The sequence below is a fragment of the Burkholderia sp. USMB20 genome, assembly GCF_000949135.2.
Classification (GTDB): Bacteria; Pseudomonadota; Gammaproteobacteria; order Burkholderiales; family Burkholderiaceae; genus Burkholderia.
In genome coordinates this window covers 372,414-390,806 of record NZ_JTAN02000003.1, presented here as the reverse complement: position 1 = coordinate 390,806, position 18,393 = coordinate 372,414, and the positions used below count along the sequence as shown (strand labels likewise).

Below are 18,393 nucleotides of genomic sequence, written 5' to 3'. Positions count from 1 at the left end.
GTTACCCCAGCTGGCGAATGTCGACGAAATGGCCTTCGATCGCCGCCGCCGCCGCCATCGCGGGGCTCACCAGGTGCGTGCGGCCGCCCGCGCCCTGCCGGCCTTCGAAGTTGCGGTTCGACGTCGACGCGCAGCGCTCGCCCGGCTCGAGCCGGTCGGCGTTCATCGCGAGGCACATCGAGCAGCCCGGCTCGCGCCATTCGAAGCCCGCGTCGGTGAACACCTTGTCGAGGCCTTCGCGCTCGGCCTGCGCCTTCACGAGGCCCGAGCCCGGCACGACCATCGCGAGCCGCACGTTCGACGCAATGCGGCGGTTCAGCTTCTTCACGACGTAGGCGGCCGCGCGGATATCTTCGATGCGCGCGTTCGTGCACGAACCGATGAAGATCTTGTCGACCTTGATCGACTCGATCGGCGTGTTCGGCTCGAGCGCCATGTAGGCCAGCGCGCGCTCCATCGCGTCGCGCTTGACCGGATCCTTCTCGCGCTCGGGGTCCGGCACGCGACCGTCGATCGACGTGACCATTTCCGGCGACGTGCCCCACGTGACCTGCGGGACGATCTCGGCCGCGTTCAGCTCGACGACGCGGTCGAACTGCGCGCCTTCGTCGGACTTGAATTCGCGCCAGTACTCGACGGCCTGGTTCCATTCCGCGCCGGTCGGCACGAACGGACGACCCTTCAGGTAGTCGATCGTCGTGTCGTCGACCGCGACCATGCCCGCACGCGCGCCGGCTTCGATCGCCATGTTGCAGACGGTCATCCGGCCTTCCATCGTCAGCGCGCGGATCGTCGAGCCGCCGAATTCGATCGCGTAGCCCGTGCCGCCGGCCGTGCCGATCTTGCCGATGATCGCGAGCACGATGTCCTTCGCGGTACAGCCGCGCGGCAGCGTGCCCTCGACCTTCACGAGCATGTTCTTGCTCTTTTTCTGCAGCAAGGTCTGCGTCGCGAGCACGTGCTCGACTTCCGACGTGCCGATGCCGTGCGCGAGCGCGCCGAACGCGCCGTGCGTCGACGTGTGCGAGTCGCCGCAGACGATCGTCATGCCCGGCAGCGTCGCGCCCTGCTCCGGCCCGATGATGTGCACGATGCCCTGACGCACGTCGTTCATCTTGAACTGCGTGATGCCGAACGCATCGCAGTTCGCGTCGAGCGTGTCGACCTGCAGCTTCGAGACCGGATCGGCGATGCCATGGCTGCGATCCGTGGTCGGGACGTTGTGGTCCGACACGGCCAGGTTCGCGCTGATGCGCCACACCGGGCGGTGCGCGACGTTCAGCCCTTCGAACGCCTGCGGGCTCGTGACTTCGTGCAGCAGCTGACGGTCGATGTAGAGCAATGCCGTGCCGTCGTCCTCGGTATGGACGACGTGGGTATTCCACAGTTTGTCGTAGAGAGTCTGTGCCATGGGTATGCGGGGTCGTTGTGACTACAAGCCTTGCGGATGCGGTCGATTATGCCACGCAGAACGCGCCGCGGCGCGGGCGCGGCGCGAAAAAACCCATTAAAAACAGTGGTTTGGCTGGTAGTGCCAATACCTGTATCGGCATTACCAGCCAAACGGGGAACGTCAGCCGTTCGGGTATTCGCGGTTGATCAGGGCGAGCCGCAGCATGCCGAGCTGCACGCCCGCGCTGCTCAGTAGGTAGAGATCGCGACGCCGCAATGCAGGCAATTGCGCGGCGCTGTCGTAGAACACCGGCAGCGTCAGCCCGGCCGGCACCGCGGCCTGCATCCCCGCGGCGCTCGACACGCGCACGGCGAGCGACGCCTGATCCCGATGCGTGACGACGCCGACCTTGCCGAGCGCCGCGGCCGAGCCGGCCTGTCGGACGATCGCGGCGACGACGCCGTCGGGGGTCGGGATCGGGCTGCCGGCGGCCGGTGCCCGCGTCGCGATCGACGTCACGCCGGCCGTCAGCCCGTATTTCGACGCGAGCACGCTCGCGACTTCCTGCTGCGCGTAAATCGGCGCCGCGGCCTTTTGCCGAAGCTGGAACACCGCATCGGCGATCGCCTCGTTCACCGGGCCCGGGACGGGCGCGGCACCGGACGCGCCCGCGCGGCTGCCGAAGCCGAACGCGGCGATCGTGTTGATGGCGGCCGCATCGACGCCCGGCGGCGTCCATGAGAACAACGTGTCGAGCAGGTAGCCGGTCTCGTCGGCCGCGGTCGCGCGATCGTTCAGTTCGTCGGTCAGCTTGCCGAGCATCTGGCGCTGGAGTTCCGCATCGGACACGGGAGCACCGCTCGCGCGCGCGGGCGCGACGGCGGCGCACGATGCAGCGAGCAGCGAAGAGGAAGCGAGGAAATGGCGGCGGGTCGTCATGGTCATGAGATTCGAGTGGAGAGCGGCAGGCGTCAGCCCTTCGGAAACGCCTGCATCGTCGCGGCGATCGCGCGGCTCAGCATCTGCGCATACATGTCGTGCACGAGGTAGAGGCTGCGGTTGCGCGTCCACGGCTGGCCCGATTGCGGGTCGTACACGGTCGGGAGCGGCACCTCGGCGACGGCGGCCGCCTTCATGCCGGCCTGCTGCGAGGTCTGGATGCAGCGCTTCGCATGGTCGCGATGGCCGACCACCGCGACGGTGCCCATCGCAGCCGCGCCGCCCGCGCGCGTAACCGCCTCGGCCGCGACGCCGGCCGTGCTCAGGTACACGATCGTGCCGTCGCTCGCGATCACCGGTTCGACCGACGACAGCACGTCGGCGCCCATCCCGTATTTCGACACGAGAAAGCGCGCGATTTCCCACTGCGCGTAGACCTTGACCGGCTTCAGCTGGCGGATGCGGTACACGGCGTCCGCGAGCGCTTCGTTGACGGGCCCCGGATCGGGCAGCGCGGACTGGTTGCCGCCCGTGCTCGACGTGTTGCCGCTCGCGGCGTTCGGGCGATTGCCGAAGCTGTACGCGACGATCGCGCCGATCTGCGCGGCCGGCACCGTCGGCAGGTCCCAGGTGAAGCCGACATCGGTCAGCGCGGGCATGATCGCGTCGACCGTCGCCGCATCGCCGAGCTGCGCGTTCAGCTTCGCGGACATCTGCGCGGCCAGCGCCGCATCGGTGAGCGGCGCCGATGCGACGTCGTCGCCACCGCATGCGCTCAACAGCGGCGCCGCCGCGATGCCGGGTGCGGCGGCAAGGAATTTTCTGCGTGAAGCAGTCGATGCATTCGAATTCATAAGAAATGCGAAACAATGCGAATCGCATGCGGCGGCATGGCGCGGCGATGCAATTCGCGGGGTCACGGGAAATGGCAATCTGGCGAATCGCGGAGATCCGCGACGGGCGGCAGCGTCGAAGCGTGAAACGCAGCACGACGCTCCGTCGATTGACGATGCGCGATCGTAGTGCGCGTTTATTAAATTGCGGTGAAGCTGTCGCACACATGCCGACGATCGCCGCGCCGTTTCACCGGCGGACCGATTCGTTTCATCGGTGGTGAGATCGTGGTGCCGCCGTTTCATCGATGGCGCGCGACACGATTCGCAGGCAGGGTCGCGCACCGCCGGCCGAGCTGCGGATTTCGCGCTACGATGGTGCAACCCGCATGCCCTCGTTCCCACGATCCGCACCCCGGAGCCCACGACGATGAAGCTCGGCATCAACGAATCGCTCGCCCGCCTCGACGATGAAGGCACGCTGTTCACGACGCTGTTTCGACACGGCACGCTCGACATCGAGCTGTACCGGCCGCGCGGCGAGGATCTGCAGACGCCGCACACGCGCGACGAGGTCTACGTGATCGCCGCCGGCACGTCGCGGTTCATCGTGGACGGGCGCGAATGCGGCGTCGCGACGGGCGACGTGCTGTTCGTCCCCGCATTCGCGTCGCACCGCTTCGTCGGCTTCTCCGACGACTTCTCGACCTGGGTGTTCTTCTACGGCCCGGAAGGCGGCGAGCGCGACGAGCGCGGTGCGTGATGCGCGGCAAGCACCGCACTTCCCGCACGATCTCCTAGACTGTCTATTCGCAACGGGCGGCGCGCGACCGCCCTTCCCGCCATCACGATGCTGGCATCGCCCGACGCATCGACCGGACAGGAGCACTGCATGCGATACGAACTCTATTACTGGCCCGAAATCCAGGGCCGCGGCGAGTACGTGCGGCTCGCGCTCGAAGCGGCCGAGGCCGACTACGTCGATGTCGCGCGCGAATCGGGGCGCGGCATGGGCGTGTCGGCGATGATGCGGCTGATGGACAGCACGAAGGCCGAATGCGTGCCGCTCGCGCCGCCGTTCCTGAAGGCCGGCGACATGGTCGTCGGGCAGGCCGCGAACATCCTGCTGTTTCTCGGCGCGCGGCTGGGGCTCGCGCCCGACGACGAAGCCGGCCGGCTGTGGGTGCATCAGCTTCAGTTGACCGTCGCCGATTTCGTCACCGAGATCCACGACACGCATCACCCGATCGGCAGCGGCCTTTACTACGAGGACCAGAAGGCCGAAGCCGCCGAGCGAGCGGCCGATTTTCTCGAACACCGGCTGCCGAAATTCCTCGGCTACTTCGATCGCGTGCTCGCGCAGAATCCGCACAAAGGCGGGCACATCGCCGGCAGCGCGCTCAGTTACGTGGATCTGTCGATCTTCCAGCTGATCGAAGGCCTGCGCTACGCGTTCCCGAAGGCGATGAAGCGCGAGGAACGCAAGGTCGCGGGGCTCGTCGGGCTGCACGACCGCGTCGCGGCGCATCCGCCCGTCGCGCGCTATCTCGAGTCGGAACGCCGCATCCCGTTCAACGACATGGGGATCTTCCGGCACTACCCGGAGCTGGACAAGTAGTGGCGCCACGCCTCCCGCGCGGGTGGATTTCATGAAGGCGCAGCGGCAGCACGCGCGCTGAACGCGCGCTGCCGCTGCGCGTCGTCACGCCTGCTTCACCGGAGCCGGCCGCGTTGCGCGAGCCGGCCCCGTCGCCGCGCATGCGCCGCGTCACGCTCAGTGCGGTTGACCGTGCCGCGCGACCGCCGCATCGACGGCCTCGACCGAGCGCGTGAGCCACGGCCCGATCTCCATCTCCTCGTAGCGCACGAGCCGGCTCTTGCGCACGCGGCGATACGCCCACCAGATCGCGACGAACAGCGGGATCCACACATAGATCGACAGCACTTCCATCCAGTCGACGCGGGCGGCGAAGAACGCCTGGTAATCCTGCCCGAGCGAGATCACGATGCAGATCGCGATCGCGAACAGCGGCCCGAACGGGAACCACTTCGCGCGATACGGCAGCTGCTCGAGCCGGTAGCCCTGTTTCAGAAAGCCCTTGCGGAACCGGTAGTGGCAGACGGCGATGCCGAGCCACGCGATGAAGCCGGTGATGCCGACCGTATTGAGCAGCCACAGATAGATGCTCTGGTTGTTGGTCAGCGACGTGAGGAAGCACAGCCCGCCCACCGCCATCGTCGCGTACAGCGCGTTGCGCGGCACGCCGCCCGGCGACAGCGTTGCGAACATCGCGGGCGCACGGCCTTCCGCCGCGAGGTTGTACAGCATCCGCGTGGCCGCATACGTGCCCGAGTTGCCGGCCGACAGCACGGCCGTCAGGATCACGAGGTTCATCGCGCCCGCGGCGAGCGGAAAGCCCGCATGGCTGAACACGAGCGTGAACGGGCTCACGCCGATATCGGTCACGTCGCTCTTGAGCAGGTTCGGATCGGTGTACGGCACCAGCAGGCCGATCACGAAGATCGCGAGCACGTAGAACAGCATGATCCGCCAGAAGATCTGCTTCACAGCGCGCGGGATCGTCTTGCGCGGGTTTTCCGATTCGCCCGCCGTGATCCCGACCAGCTCGGTGCCGAGAAACGAGAAGCCGGCGATCAGCGCGACGCTCATCATCGCGTGCACGCCGCCGACGAACGGCGCGTCGCCGGTCCTGAAGTTGCGCCAGCCGACCGGCTGCCCATTGCCGAGCAGGCCGGCCGCGATCAGCAAGCCCGCCGCGATGAACGCGATCACGGTGACGACCTTGATCAGCGAGAACCAGTATTCGGATTCGCCGAAACCGCGCACGGACAGCGTGTTCAGCAGGAAGATCAGCACCAGGAACCCGGCGCCCCACCACACGCCCGGCACCGCCGGAAACCAGTAGCGCATCACGATCTGCGCGGCGACCAGCTCGATCGCGATCGTCACGGCCCAGCTGTACCAGTAGGTCCAGCCGAGCGCGACGCCGAAGCCTTCGTCGACGTACTTCTCGCCGTAGATCGCGAACGAGCCCGACACCGGCATCAGCGCGGCCATCTCGCCGAGCCCGGTGACGACGAAGTAGACCATCAGTCCGATCGCGATATACGCGGCGATCGCCCCGCCCGGCCCCGCCTGCGCGACCGACGCGCCCGACGCGACGAACAGCCCCGTGCCGATCGAGCCGCCGATCGCGATCATCGCGATGTGGCGGCTCTGCAGCCGGCGCTTGAGCGCCGTTCCGGACGGCGCGGCCGTCTGCGCTGCCGCTTGCAAAGCATCCATAGTGTTCACCCTGTTGGATTCGGGCCGCTCGAATTGATTCGGAATACCAATCGATCGGCCCGGTTATTCGCGTCAAAAAATGGTCCTGCCGCCGGGTCACGCGTCCGATGCCGGCGGCCCGGATGCGCACGGCCGCGTCAGACGACGCTGCGCTTGATCGCCTGCAGCTCGGCCGTCGTCACGATCTTCTCGATCCGGAACCGCGGGCTTTCCAGCCACGCGTTCGCGATCCGCCGGTATTCGTCGAGATCCTCGCACGCGAGCCGCACGAGAAAATCGAACGTGCCGCTGACGAGCCAGCAATCGAGCACGGCCGGATTGGCCCGCATCTCGTCCTCGAACGGCGCCTGCGAACGCCCGTGGTCGGCCAGCACGATCTGCGCGATCACGACGATCGGCTTGGTCGCGCGCGGCGCCTTGATCACCGCGCGGTAGCCTTCGATCACGCCGAGCGCCTCGAGCCGCTCCACGCGCGCCTGGCACGGGCGCGGCGTGAGGTTCACGAGCTCGGACAGCTTCCGGTAGGAAATCCGCCCGTCGGTACGCAGGATGTCGAGGATCCGGAGATCGATCTTGTCGAGCTGCATCTTCTTGTCGGTCATCCGCGTTCGCTCCGGTCGGGTCGTGGCTGGTGCGCGGAGCGTCTCCTCCGGTTCCGCGCGGGGGCCACATTATCCGGCCGAAGCGGCCGCGCGCCAATCGGCTAGAACCGCAGCGACAGGCAGGTCAGGCCGCCGTCCATCTTGCGGAACTCGCTCGTGTCGATCACGTGCAGCGGCATCCCGAGCGACTGAATCGCGTCGTGCACGCGCGGATAGCCGGCCGGCGTGATCAGCGTGCCGTTCACGCGCAGCGTGTTGCCGGCGTATTCGTCGGCGGCCGAGATCGCGATGCGGCGATAGTCGGCGAACGCCGGATGCGCGGCCAGCGCCTCGGTCACGAGCAGCGTGTCGTCGCCGAGCGCGTTGACGACCGATTTCAGATGCAGCCCCGCGCCGACCGGCACCGCGACGACCGAATAGCCGTAGCGCGCCACCAGCGACTCGAATGCGGCGATGCCCTCGGCATCGGTGCGGCCCGTCAGGCCGATGTAGAAGCGCTTGCCGACCTGCATCACGTCGCCGCCGTCGAGACGGCCTTCCTGCATCGGCAGCAGGTCGCGATGCGCGGCGAGCGCCGCTTCGATGTGCACCGTCTCGCCGCGCCGCGCGGGTGCGCCGGGACGCGTGATCACCGCGAATTCGGGCGTGACGACGGCGACGTCCTCGACGAAGTGCGAATCGGGAAACGCGTCCAGCGGCGGCAGCTCGGTCAGCTCGACGCCGAGCCCGCGCAGCGCGTCGCAGTACGCGTGGAACTGCGTGAGCGTCTTGTCGTAGTCGGGCGCGCCGAGCGCGGCGGTGGTGAGACCCGCGCCGCAGGACGGCGCGGGACGGCGAACGATCGCTTGCGTGAATTGCATCGACTCCTCCATGGTCACGCTGCCCCCGTGCGGCGCACGGGGCAGCTGCGTTGTGTCCGGACCATTATCGGAAGCCAAATTGCGCAATTCGCGTCGAATTCGGGCGCGCCCGCAGCCGATCGCGTCGAATTGCAGGCAGGATGCAGCCGATTCGGCAGACAGCCGACGGGCGCGGCGCAAACGGCCGTTCCGCGCGGTGCGGATGCGGCCGATGCATGCGGCGCGTCCGTCATGCGCCGACGGGCGCGAACCCCATTTGCGCACGGCCCAGCGGCGTGAGATCGCCCTCGCCGCCCCGTCCGTCGAAGTCGCCCTCGAAATGATCGGCCGGGAAATCCGGCGGGCTGTCGCCGCGCAGGAACGCGAGCCGCTGGCGCTGCAGGTACGCGTCATTCTTCGCGCACCCGGGCGCGGCCGCGATATACATCACGTTGCTGTCGCCGCTGCCGCGATGCGCATCCTCGACCGCATGCACGACGTCGCCGTGCCAGAACACCGCGTCGCCCGGCTCCATGTGCGGGATCGGCACCAGCGCGTCGAGCAGCAGCGCGTGCCATTCGGGCAGGATCGACAGCGCGCGGCCCGGACGCGCACCGCACAGGTCGTCGTCGGCGACGTCGTCCTGCAGCGCGCGCAGCACGACATACGCCATCGCGTTCGCGACCGGAATCAGCTGCAGGGTGCCGTCGCCGGGCCCTTGCGGCGTCAGCGCGGTCCAGCCCTGGAACGTGCGGAACATCGAGCACACGGCCGGCGACGGGATCTCCTCGACGTCGGGGCGGAACGCCGCGTCGAACGGATCGTAAGCGCGCCAGCGGCCGGCCAGCACGTGACGATAGACCTGCCGGAAATTCGCGCCGAGCCAGCGTTCGACAGAGCCGCCGTCGACATGCGGCGACAGCCCGAGCGACGTCGAGCCCGGCGGCCGGCGGCGGATCCGGTCGGCGTAGGCCGGCACCTGGTCCGGGTCGAAATGCCTGCGCGCGCCGTCCGCATGACGCCACAGGCGGTTCAGGAACACGCGCGCCTGCGTGAGGGCCGGCGACTGCCGCGCGGCCACCTGCGGCTTCGACCAGTAGACGCCGTAGATCTGCGGCTTGCCCGATGCGAGATTGCCGAAGTAGCGGTCCTCGGCGCGTGCATGCAGCCGCTCGGCGAAGCGGTTCGCATCCAGATAGGCGCCGATCTCGTCGTTCCAGTCGCGCGCCTGCTGCGCGTCGAACACGCCGCGGATCACCGCGGCGCCGTGCGTGCGGATCGCGGCGATCGCCTGCGGATCGACGGTGCCGTTCGCGATATCCGCGAATCGCAATACCGGGATCACGTCGCGGCCGTGCGCGTGCGCGCGACGGATCGCGTCGACCTGCCGCGCGATATCGCCCTCCAGTTCGCGGAACGTGGCCGCGTAACCGGGCAGATCGGTGCGCAGCGCCCTTTTCGCCATGCGGATCGCAACCGGCAGATCGTCAATCGTCAGGTGCATCGTCGTCTCCTCGCTGAATCGTGTCGTGATGAGCATTCAGCGTACGGCGGACGCATCGCCACCATCGACACTATCCGGCCAACTATCGATACAATCCTGACAAACCGCTCGCTACTCCGGACGATGGCAGACCACGCACAGCTTGTTGCCGTCCGGGTCGCGGAAATACGCGCCGTAGTAGTCGGGGTGATAGTGCGGCCGCAGGCCCGGCGGCCCTTCGCAGGCGCCGCCCTGCTGCAGCGCGAGCGCGTGGCAGCGGTCGACCTGCGCGCGCGTCGGCGCGTCGAATGCGATCGTATGGCCGTTGCCGGGTTCGGGCGCGCGGCCGTCGAGCGGCCGGCCGAAGAAGAACAGCGGCCGGTCGGTGTCGGCCGGCATCCAGCCCGACCAGCCGTCCGGCTCGCTGAACTTCAGCCGCAGCCCGAGTTCCGCGAACAGCGGCGCGTAGAAGTCGTACGCGCGCGCGGTATCGCTGACGCCCACGCAAACATGTGAAAACATGGCATCGCTCCGTCGTGACGATCGATCACGATCATGCCACGGCGCGCTGCCCGCCCTCGCCCGGAGGCCGCGATGAAACCGCAGTACGAGCACGTGACGTTCGCCCCCGGCTGTTCGATCCGCGTGTACCACCGCCAGCTCGCGCGCATTCCGTTCGAATGGCACCGTCATCCCGAGTACGAACTGACGCTGACGTTGAACAGCCGCGGCCAGCGCTTCATCGGCGATCACGTCGCGCGCTATGCGGACGACGATCTGGTGCTCGTGCCGCCCAACCTGCCGCATACGTGGTCGTCGAATGCGCGCATCGATCGCGCGGCGCCGGAAGTCGCGCTCGTCGTCTGGTTCGACGGTGACTGGGCACGACGCGTGGCCGACTGCTGCCCCGAGTACGCGCCGCTGCGCTCGCTGCTGCGGCGCGCGGCGCCCGGCCTCGCATTCGACGCCGATACGGCCCGTGCGATGCGCGCGCGGCTGCCGCAGTTGCTCGACCCTTCGCCGCGCATTCGCCTCGCGGCCGCACTCGACACGCTCGCCGATCTCGCGGACGCCGGCGGCGAACCGCTCGCCACCGCGCAGGCCTACGATCAACCCGCTGCAGCGTCGCCGTCCGCGAACGCCGCCGCGCCCGAAGCCGAGCGGCTCGATCGCGTGCTCGACGCGATCGACCGGCAGTTCCACGAGCCGCTGCGCGTCGATGCGCTCGCGGCCGTCGCGCACATGTCCGAACGCACGCTGCAGCGGTTGTTCGTACGGCACCTCGGCGAAAGCGTCGGCCGCTACGTGCAGCGGCTGCGGCTCGCGCATGCGTGCCGCCATCTGGTCGGCACCGACTGGCCGATCGCGACGGTCGCCGCGCGCTGCGGCATTCCGAACGCCGCGAACTTCAACCGCCAGTTCCTCGCCGCGCGCGGCATGACGCCCGGCGCATACCGGCAGTTCTTCGCGCAACACGGCCACGCGCCCGACAGCGACACCGGCACCGACTCGCCGCCGCTCGACACACGCCCGCCGTCGCTGGAACGCCGCGCCGGCTCGGGCCAGCGTCGGCCGCGCAAATGAAAACACCCCGGCGGGATGTCCCACCGGGGTGTCGGGGCGTTGCGGTTGCCGGACGCGAGCGGCCTTGCGGCCGTTCGCGCCGCGCACGACTTAACGTGCGTTGAGCGGCTTCGCTTCGCGCGGCGTGTCGCCGATGAACAGCTGACGCGGACGGCCGATCTTCTGTTCCGGATCCGCGATCATTTCGTTCCACTGTGCGATCCAGCCGACCGTACGTGCCATCGCGAAGATACACGTGAACATCGACGTCGGGATGCCCAGCGCGCGCTGGACGATACCCGAGTAGAAGTCGACGTTCGGGTACAGCTTGCGCGACACGAAGTATTCGTCTTCCAGCGCGATCTTCTCGAGCTGCATCGCGAGCTTGAACAGCGGGTCGTCGTGCAGGCCGAGTTCGTTCAGCACTTCGTAGCACGTTTCGCGCATCAGCTTCGCACGCGGGTCGTAGTTCTTGTACACGCGGTGACCGAAGCCCATCAGCTTCACGCCCGAATTCTTGTCCTTCACCTGCTTGATGAATTCGGGGATGTTGTCCGGCGAACCGATCTGCTCGAGCATGTTCAGCGCGGCTTCGTTCGCACCACCGTGCGCCGGGCCCCACAGACACGCGATACCGGCCGCGATACACGCGAACGGGTTCGCGCCCGACGAGCCGGCCAGGCGGACCGTCGACGTCGATGCGTTCTGCTCGTGATCGGCGTGCAGGATCAGGATGCGGTCGAGTGCGCGGACGAGCACGTCGTTGACCTTGTACTCTTCGCACGGGTTCGAGAACATCATGTGCATGAAGTTCGCGCTGTACGACAGCGAGTTCTTCGGATACACGAACGGCTGGCCGATGCTGTACTTGTACGCCATCGCGACGAGCGTCGGCAGCTTCGCGATCATGCGGATCGCCGACACTTCGCGGTGACGCGGGTCGTTGATGTCGAGCGAGTCGTGATAGAACGCGGACAGCGCGCCGACCGCGGCGACCAGGATCGCCATCGGGTGCGCGTCGCGGCGGAAGCCACGGAAGAAGAAGTGCATCTGCTCGTGCACCATCGTGTGCTTCGTGACGGTGTCGACGAATTCCTTCTTTTGCGCCGCGTTCGGCAGCTCGCCCTTCAGCAGCAGGTAGCAGGACTCGAGGAAGTCGGCGTTCTGCGCGAGGTTGTCGATCGGGTAGCCGCGGTACAGCAGTTCGCCCTTGTCGCCGTCGATGTACGTGATCGCCGAATTACAAGCTGCCGTCGACATGAAGCCCGGGTCGTACGTGAACTTGCCGGTCTGGCCGTACAGCTTGCGGATGTCGATCACGTCCGGGCCCATCGTGCCCTTGTAGATCGGCAGTTCGACGCTCGGCGAGTTGTCGCTGAACGATAGCGTGGCTTTAACATCAGACGGAGTCATGGCACATCCTCAATCGAAAATAGAAACGGGATTCGATAACGGGCACAGCGCGTTACACCTTGGCGTTACACGTTGCGCAGCATCTCCAACAGCCGGTGAATGTCCTGGCTGTCTAGGTCGCCCTCTGGTTCCTTGCGCGCGAGGAGCAAGTCCATCAGGTCGTTGTCGCTCAGATCGAGCAGGCGCGACAACGCGCCTACGTCTGCATCGGTGAGGTCATGCTCGTATCTGCTGAAGAAACGCTCGAATACGATGTCGTTTTCCAGCAGACCCCGCCGCGCGCGCCAGCGGAGGCGCGCGCGACGGTGCGGGTCGGATTGATGCGAATCGTCGCTCATCACAAACTTTAAACCGCGCGGCGAACCATCAGTTCCTTGATCTTGCCGATCGCCTTCGTCGGGTTCAGGCCCTTCGGGCAAACGTCGACGCAGTTCATGATCGTGTGGCAACGGAACAGACGGTACGGGTCTTCCAGGTTGTCGAGACGCTCGCCGGTGGCGGTGTCGCGGCTATCCGCGATGAAGCGGTAAGCCTGCAGCAGGCCGGCCGGGCCGACGAACTTGTCCGGGTTCCACCAGAAGCTCGGGCACGACGTCGAGCAGCTCGCGCACAGAATGCACTCGTACACGCCGTCGAGCTCGTCGCGTTCTTCCGGCGACTGGAGACGTTCCTTCTCCGGCGGCGGCGCGTCGTTGATCAGGTACGGCTTGATCGAGTGATACTGGTTGAAGAAGTGCGTCATGTCGACGATCAGGTCGCGCACGACGGGCAGGCCCGGCAGCGGACGCAGCACGATCTTCTGCGGCAGGTCGTTCAGGTTCGTCAGGCACGCGAGACCGTTCTTGCCGTTGATGTTCATCGCGTCCGAACCGCACACGCCTTCGCGGCACGAACGGCGGAACGACAGCGTCTCGTCGACGGCCTTCAGCTTGACCAGTGCGTCGAGCAGCATGCGCTCATGCTGGATCTCGAGCTCGTACGTCTGCATGCGCGGTGCCGCGTCCTTGTCCGGATCGTAGCGGTAGACTTCAAAAATGCGTTTTGCCATTTCGGATTCCTTTGACTCGGCTTAGAACGTGCGCGGCTTCGGCGGCACGGAGTCGACCGTCAGCGGCTTCATTTGAACCGGCTTGTAGTCGAGGCGATCGCCTTCGCTGTACCACAGCGTGTGGCGCAGCCAGTTGTCGTCGTCGCGGTGTTCGTAATCGCTGTGGGCGTGCGCGCCGCGGCTTTCCTTGCGCGCTTCCGCCGACACCATCGTCGCGCGGGCGACTTCGATCAGGTTCTCCAGCTCGAGCGCTTCGACGCGCGCGGTGTTGAACACCTTCGACTTGTCCTTCAGGTGGATGTTTTCCACGCGGGCCTTCAGGCCGGCCATCTGGTCGACGCCTTCCTTCAGCAGCGCCGACGTGCGGAACACGCCTGCGTGCTTCTGCATCGTCGCGCGGATGTCGTTCGCGACGTCCTGCGTGTACTCGCCCGAGCTCGACTTGTCGAGCTTGTTCAGACGCGCCAGCGAGAATTCGCCTGCGTCGGCCGGCAGCGGCTTGTGTTCCTTCTGGTTCTTCACGTGCTCGACGATGTGGTTGCCGGCCGCACGGCCGAACACCACGAGGTCCAGCAGCGAGTTCGTGCCGAGGCGGTTCGCGCCGTGCACGGACACGCACGAGCACTCGCCCACTGCGTAGAAGCCGTTGACCGGATCCTTGTGACCGCGCGACGTGCCGACGACCTGACCGTGGATGTTGGTCGGGATGCCGCCCATCTGGTAGTGGATCGTCGGGACGACCGGGATCGGTTCCTTGATCGCGTCGACGTTCGCGAACTTCAGCGCGATTTCGCGGATCGACGGCAGACGCTTCATGATCGTCTCGGCGCCGATGTGCGACAGGTCGAGCAGCACGTGATCCTTGTTCGGACCGACGCCGCGACCTTCCTTGATTTCCTGGTCCATCGAACGCGACACGAAGTCACGCGGCGCCAGGTCCTTCAGCGTCGGTGCGTAGCGTTCCATGAAGCGCTCGCCGTTCGCGTTGCGCAGGATCCCGCCTTCGCCGCGCACGCCTTCGGTGATCAGCACGCCCGCGCCGGCCACGCCGGTCGGGTGGAACTGCCAGAACTCCATGTCCTGCAGCGCGATGCCCGAGCGGGCAGCCATGCCGAGGCCGTCGCCGGTGTTGATGAACGCGTTGGTCGATGCCGCGAAGATCCGGCCTGCGCCGCCCGTCGCGAACAGCGTCGTCTTGCCTTCCATGATGTAGACGTCGCCCGTCTCCATCTCGAGGGCCGTCACGCCGAGCACGTCGCCGTCCGCGTCGCGGATCAGGTCGAGCGCCATCCATTCGACGAAGAACTGCGTCTTCGCCTCGACGTTCTGCTGGTACAGCGTGTGCAGCAGCGCGTGACCGGTACGGTCGGCGGCCGCGCAAGCGCGCTGGACCGGCTTCTCGCCGTAGTTCGCGGTATGGCCGCCGAACGGACGCTGGTAGATCGTGCCGTCCGCGTTACGGTCGAACGGCATGCCGAAGTGTTCCAGTTCGTACACGACGTTCGGTGCTTCGCGGCACATGAACTCGATCGCGTCCTGGTCGCCGAGCCAGTCGGAACCCTTGATCGTGTCGTAGAAGTGGAAGTGCCAGTTGTCTTCGCTCATGTTGCCGAGCGACGCGCCGATGCCGCCCTGTGCGGCCACCGTGTGCGAACGGGTCGGGAACACCTTCGACAGCACGCCGACCGACAGGCCCGCGCGCGACAGTTGCAGCGCTGCGCGCAAGCCCGAGCCGCCCGCGCCGACGATCACCACGTCGAACTTGCGGCGCGGCAGGGAAGTTTTGATTGCAGCCATTCTTTACACTCTCCAGAGAATCTGCGCGGCGTAGCCCGCACATGCGAGCAGCCAGACGATGGTCAGCGATTGCAGCAGCAGGCGCACACCGACGGGCTTCACGTAGTCCATCCAGATGTCGCGCACGCCGACCCATGCGTGGTAGAAGAGGGAAAGCAGCGTCACGAAGGTCGCGAGCTTCATCCATTGCGCGGAGAAGATCGATGCCCAGCCTTCGTACGAGAAGTCATGCGCGCCGAAGAACAGGACGAGCAGAATGACCGTGTAGACCGCCATGATCGTGGCGGTGACGCGCTGCGCGAGCCAGTCGCGCAGGCCGTAGTGAGCGCCGACGACGAGGCGCTTCGAGCCGATTCGGTTATTGGCTGCCATTTTCTTAGAATGCTCCGAACAGTTTGAGTGCCATGGCGATCGTCAGCGCGATCGAGACGACAAAGACGACGACGGCCGTCCGCTTGCCGCCTTCCTTCGAGACGGCGTCGTGGTTGACGTCCATCAGCAGGTGGCGAATGCCGGCGCAGAAATGGTGGAGGAACGCCCAGGACAGCGCGAGGACGATCAGCTTGACGACGATGTTGGAGAGGAAAGCCTTGAAGACTTCGAAGCTGAGCTCGGAGGTGAGGCTCTGGTCGAAGAGGAACAGCAGGAACGGCAGGAACAGGAACAGCAGCGCGCCGCTGACTCGGTGGAGAATCGACAATATCGCCGCCAGCGGCATGCGATATTTCAAGGTGATGTCGCCGATTCCGATGTTCCGGTATTCCGGCCTCGGCTTTCTTACTGCGTCAGTCATGCTAGACCCCTACTATGTTGTCACACTAATCCGCGATTTTAGCGCCTTTTTATATCGCGCTGCAGCGAAAGTCTGCTCTGGATCATTACGCGAACGGGAATAAAGGCGGCCCGAAACGTGCTACGCGAAAATGCGAAACCCGCGTGCACGCTGCTTGTGCCGATCCGTCGTCAGCTCAAGTCATTCTGATAGTAATACCCGGTTGTGACATACCAGCCGCGCCGCACTTCCACCGGCCGGTCTCCGTATGTATAGGACACGCGCTCGACCGACAGCAACGGAAAACCCGCCGGCACGTGCAGCAGGTCGGCCACCGCCGGCTCCGCCGCCACCGCGCGGATCTTCTCCGTCGCGCGGATCATCCGCGTGCCGAATTCCGTCTCGAACATCGCGTAGAGCGGGCCCTTGTACTCGCTCAGCCGCTCGAACGTCAGCCCGCGGAACATCGCGCCCGGCAGCCAGATCTCGTCGAGCACCGTCACTTCGTTCTCGAATTCCAGCAGGCGACGCACCTGCACGACCGGATCGGCCGGCTTCAGGTCGAGCTGCCGCGCGATCTCGGCCGGCGCGCGCAGGCGCCGGCATTCGAGCAGGCGGCTCACGTGCGGATGCTCGGCACCGTCGTCGGCCAGCAGCCGCAGGAAGCGGAACTGCGCGCGATCCTCATTGTGCGTCGCAACAAAAGTACCCTTGCCTTGCCGCCGGACCACGAGGTTTTCCGCGGCCAGCTCGTCGATCGCCTTGCGAACCGTGCCCTGGCTGACCTTGTAACGGGCAGCCAGCTCCACTTCGCTCGGGATGATCTCGCCCGGCTTCCATTCACCGGATTCGAGACTTTGCGTGATCAATGACTTGATCTGCTGGTATAACGGACTGAATGTCGGCGACGGCGAAGCGGCAGGCGCAGGCGCCGGCACGGAATCGCCCGCGCCCGGCTGCCCTGGGCCGCCTGCGCCGGTCGGATTCGCGTTGTTCGCCTGGTTCGATGTCATGGCGCGCATTTCATCACAAACCGCGCTTTTCCGTCCACTCAAATTCCGCAAAACATCTGTCTTATATAAGACATATGATACCGTTTGACTTTGGGTCCATCGGCTCCTACACTCCGGGGCGAGCAAGGGTTCGCGGGTGCAAAATGCGTCCCCGGCTACGTGCCACGGCCGTCTCCAGGTTCACCGCGTCTGCCTTTCGCGAATCCTCCGCCCTGCTTCAATGCAACGCTACGCGTAACGCGCATAGAATGGCGTTTTGCCTAGCGTCCACCGCTTCACCCGTCCTGGAGATTTTCAATGGCTAAGCCCGCAAAGCGCGTTGCCGTCACCGGCGCCGCAGGTCAAATCGCTTACTCCCTGCTGTTCCGCATCGCGAACGGCGACCTGCTCGGCAAGGACCAGCCGGTCATCCTGCAACTGCTCGACCTCCCGCAAGCCCAAGCCGCCGTCAAAGGCGTCGTGATGGAACTCGACGATTGCGCGTTCCCGCTGCTCGCGGGCGTCGTGATCACCGACGATCCGAAGGTTGCATTCAAGGATGCAGACGTCGCGCTGCTGGTCGGTGCACGTCCGCGCTCGAAGGGCATGGAGCGCAAGGACCTGCTGTCGGCGAACGCCGAGATCTTCACGGTCCAGGGCGCTGCGCTGAACGAAGTCGCGAGCCGCGACGTGAAGGTGCTGGTCGTCGGCAACCCGGCGAACACCAACGCATACATCGCGATGAAGTCGGCACCGGATCTGCCGAAGAAGAACTTCACGGCGATGCTGCGCCTCGACCACAACCGCGCGCTGTCGCAGCTCGCCGCCAAGTCGGGCAAGCCGGTCGCGTCGATCGAGAAGCTCGCCGTGTGGGGCAACCACTCGCCGACGATGTACCCCGACTTCCGCTTCGCGACCGTCGAAGGCGAGTCGCTGCTGAAGCTGATCAACGACGACGTGTGGAACCGCGACACGTTCATCCCGACCGTCGGCAAGCGCGGCGCGGCGATCATCGAAGCGCGCGGCCTGTCGTCGGCGGCGTCGGCAGCCAACGCGGCGATCGACCACGTGCGTGACTGGGTCCTCGGCACGAACGGCAAGTGGGTCACGATGGGCATCCCGTCGGACGGCTCGTACGGCATCCCCGAAGACATCATCTACGGCGTGCCCGTCACGTGCGAAAACGGCGAGTACAAGCGTGTCGAAGGCCTCGAAATCGACGCGTTCTCGCGCGAGAAGATGGACGGCACGCTGGCCGAGCTGCTCGAAGAGCGCGACGGCGTCGCCCACCTGCTGAAGAACTAAGCAGGCTGCACGGCCGGGCGCCTCCGGGCGGGCCGGCCACGGCACGGGCGGCGGGGCTGCAGCCGGCCCCGCCGCCCGATCCGATCCGGGCACGTTTTGCCGCCCAG

At 66.4% G+C, this 18,393-nt stretch carries 19 protein-coding genes; 4 read left to right on the top strand and 15 right to left on the bottom strand.

Features of this window, described 5'->3' with window-relative positions:
* Window position 1 precedes the first annotated feature (1 nt).
* From leuC to PL79_RS05825, 3 genes are all read right to left on the bottom strand, one after another.
* Window positions 2-1,411: a 3-isopropylmalate dehydratase large subunit gene (gene leuC / locus PL79_RS05835; RefSeq protein WP_044843810.1), complete on the bottom strand. Its 1,410-nt coding sequence runs from the start codon at window positions 1,409-1,411 to the stop codon at window positions 2-4.
* Window positions 1,412-1,573: 162 nt separating this feature from the next.
* A complete protein-coding gene (locus PL79_RS05830; protein WP_044844000.1) occupies window positions 1,574-2,332 on the bottom strand; it encodes a Tat pathway signal protein in 759 nt (252 codons plus the stop codon).
* Window positions 2,333-2,364: 32 nt separating this feature from the next.
* Window positions 2,365-3,186: a hypothetical protein gene (locus PL79_RS05825; protein ID WP_044843809.1), complete on the bottom strand. Its 822-nt coding sequence runs from the start codon at window positions 3,184-3,186 to the stop codon at window positions 2,365-2,367.
* A gap of 409 nt (window positions 3,187-3,595) precedes the next feature.
* On the opposite strand from PL79_RS05825, the gene PL79_RS05820 reads away from it, so the two are divergent.
* Window positions 3,596-3,928: a cupin domain-containing protein gene (locus tag PL79_RS05820; RefSeq protein WP_044843808.1), complete on the top strand. Its 333-nt coding sequence runs from the start codon at window positions 3,596-3,598 to the stop codon at window positions 3,926-3,928.
* Between the two features lie 129 nt (window positions 3,929-4,057).
* A complete protein-coding gene (locus tag PL79_RS05815) occupies window positions 4,058-4,783 on the top strand; it encodes a glutathione S-transferase (protein ID WP_044843807.1) in 726 nt (241 codons plus the stop codon).
* A 156-nt stretch (window positions 4,784-4,939) separates the two neighbouring features.
* Here PL79_RS05815 and PL79_RS05810 read toward each other — a convergent pair whose 3' ends face one another.
* The 5 genes from PL79_RS05810 to PL79_RS05790 form a co-directional block, all read right to left on the bottom strand.
* Entirely contained in the window at window positions 4,940-6,472 is a 1,533-nt protein-coding gene (locus PL79_RS05810) for an amino acid permease (protein WP_044843806.1), read from the bottom strand.
* 137 nt (window positions 6,473-6,609) lie between these two features.
* Window positions 6,610-7,074: an Lrp/AsnC family transcriptional regulator gene (locus PL79_RS05805; RefSeq protein ID WP_044843805.1), complete on the bottom strand. Its 465-nt coding sequence runs from the start codon at window positions 7,072-7,074 to the stop codon at window positions 6,610-6,612.
* A gap of 101 nt (window positions 7,075-7,175) precedes the next feature.
* A complete protein-coding gene (locus PL79_RS05800) occupies window positions 7,176-7,934 on the bottom strand; it encodes a dimethylarginine dimethylaminohydrolase family protein (protein ID WP_044843999.1) in 759 nt (252 codons plus the stop codon).
* A 229-nt stretch (window positions 7,935-8,163) separates the two neighbouring features.
* Complete coding sequence (locus PL79_RS05795) at window positions 8,164-9,417, bottom strand: DUF1479 domain-containing protein (protein ID WP_044843998.1); 1,254 nt, start codon at window positions 9,415-9,417, stop codon at window positions 8,164-8,166.
* Between the two features lie 111 nt (window positions 9,418-9,528).
* Complete coding sequence (locus PL79_RS05790; RefSeq protein WP_044843804.1) at window positions 9,529-9,918, bottom strand: VOC family protein; 390 nt, start codon at window positions 9,916-9,918, stop codon at window positions 9,529-9,531.
* A 72-nt stretch (window positions 9,919-9,990) separates the two neighbouring features.
* On the opposite strand from PL79_RS05790, the gene PL79_RS05785 reads away from it, so the two are divergent.
* Window positions 9,991-10,980, top strand: a complete 990-nt coding sequence (locus PL79_RS05785) for a helix-turn-helix domain-containing protein (protein WP_044843803.1) — start codon at window positions 9,991-9,993, stop codon at window positions 10,978-10,980.
* 90 nt (window positions 10,981-11,070) lie between these two features.
* Here PL79_RS05785 and gltA read toward each other — a convergent pair whose 3' ends face one another.
* From gltA to PL79_RS05750, 7 genes are all read right to left on the bottom strand, one after another.
* Complete coding sequence (gene gltA, locus PL79_RS05780) at window positions 11,071-12,372, bottom strand: citrate synthase (protein WP_044843802.1); 1,302 nt, start codon at window positions 12,370-12,372, stop codon at window positions 11,071-11,073.
* A gap of 65 nt (window positions 12,373-12,437) precedes the next feature.
* Entirely contained in the window at window positions 12,438-12,710 is a 273-nt protein-coding gene (locus PL79_RS05775; protein WP_044843801.1) for an FAD assembly factor SdhE, read from the bottom strand.
* An 8-nt stretch (window positions 12,711-12,718) separates the two neighbouring features.
* On the bottom strand, window positions 12,719-13,420 hold the full coding sequence (locus tag PL79_RS05770; RefSeq protein WP_011658352.1) for a succinate dehydrogenase iron-sulfur subunit: 702 nt from the start codon (window positions 13,418-13,420) through the stop codon (window positions 12,719-12,721).
* A 21-nt stretch (window positions 13,421-13,441) separates the two neighbouring features.
* On the bottom strand, window positions 13,442-15,217 hold the full coding sequence (gene sdhA, locus PL79_RS05765) for a succinate dehydrogenase flavoprotein subunit (RefSeq protein WP_044843800.1): 1,776 nt from the start codon (window positions 15,215-15,217) through the stop codon (window positions 13,442-13,444).
* A 3-nt stretch (window positions 15,218-15,220) separates the two neighbouring features.
* Window positions 15,221-15,589, bottom strand: a complete 369-nt coding sequence (gene sdhD, locus PL79_RS05760; protein WP_006399546.1) for a succinate dehydrogenase, hydrophobic membrane anchor protein — start codon at window positions 15,587-15,589, stop codon at window positions 15,221-15,223.
* 4 nt (window positions 15,590-15,593) lie between these two features.
* Window positions 15,594-16,010, bottom strand: coding sequence for a succinate dehydrogenase, cytochrome b556 subunit (sdhC, locus tag PL79_RS05755; protein ID WP_012365678.1), 417 nt, complete (start codon window positions 16,008-16,010; stop codon window positions 15,594-15,596).
* A gap of 170 nt (window positions 16,011-16,180) precedes the next feature.
* Complete coding sequence (locus tag PL79_RS05750; RefSeq protein WP_082088449.1) at window positions 16,181-17,011, bottom strand: GntR family transcriptional regulator; 831 nt, start codon at window positions 17,009-17,011, stop codon at window positions 16,181-16,183.
* 288 nt (window positions 17,012-17,299) lie between these two features.
* On the opposite strand from PL79_RS05750, the gene PL79_RS05745 reads away from it, so the two are divergent.
* Window positions 17,300-18,286 (top strand): malate dehydrogenase, encoded by a 987-nt coding sequence (locus PL79_RS05745; RefSeq protein ID WP_044843799.1) that lies wholly within the window; start codon window positions 17,300-17,302, stop codon window positions 18,284-18,286.
* Window positions 18,287-18,393 lie beyond the last annotated feature (107 nt).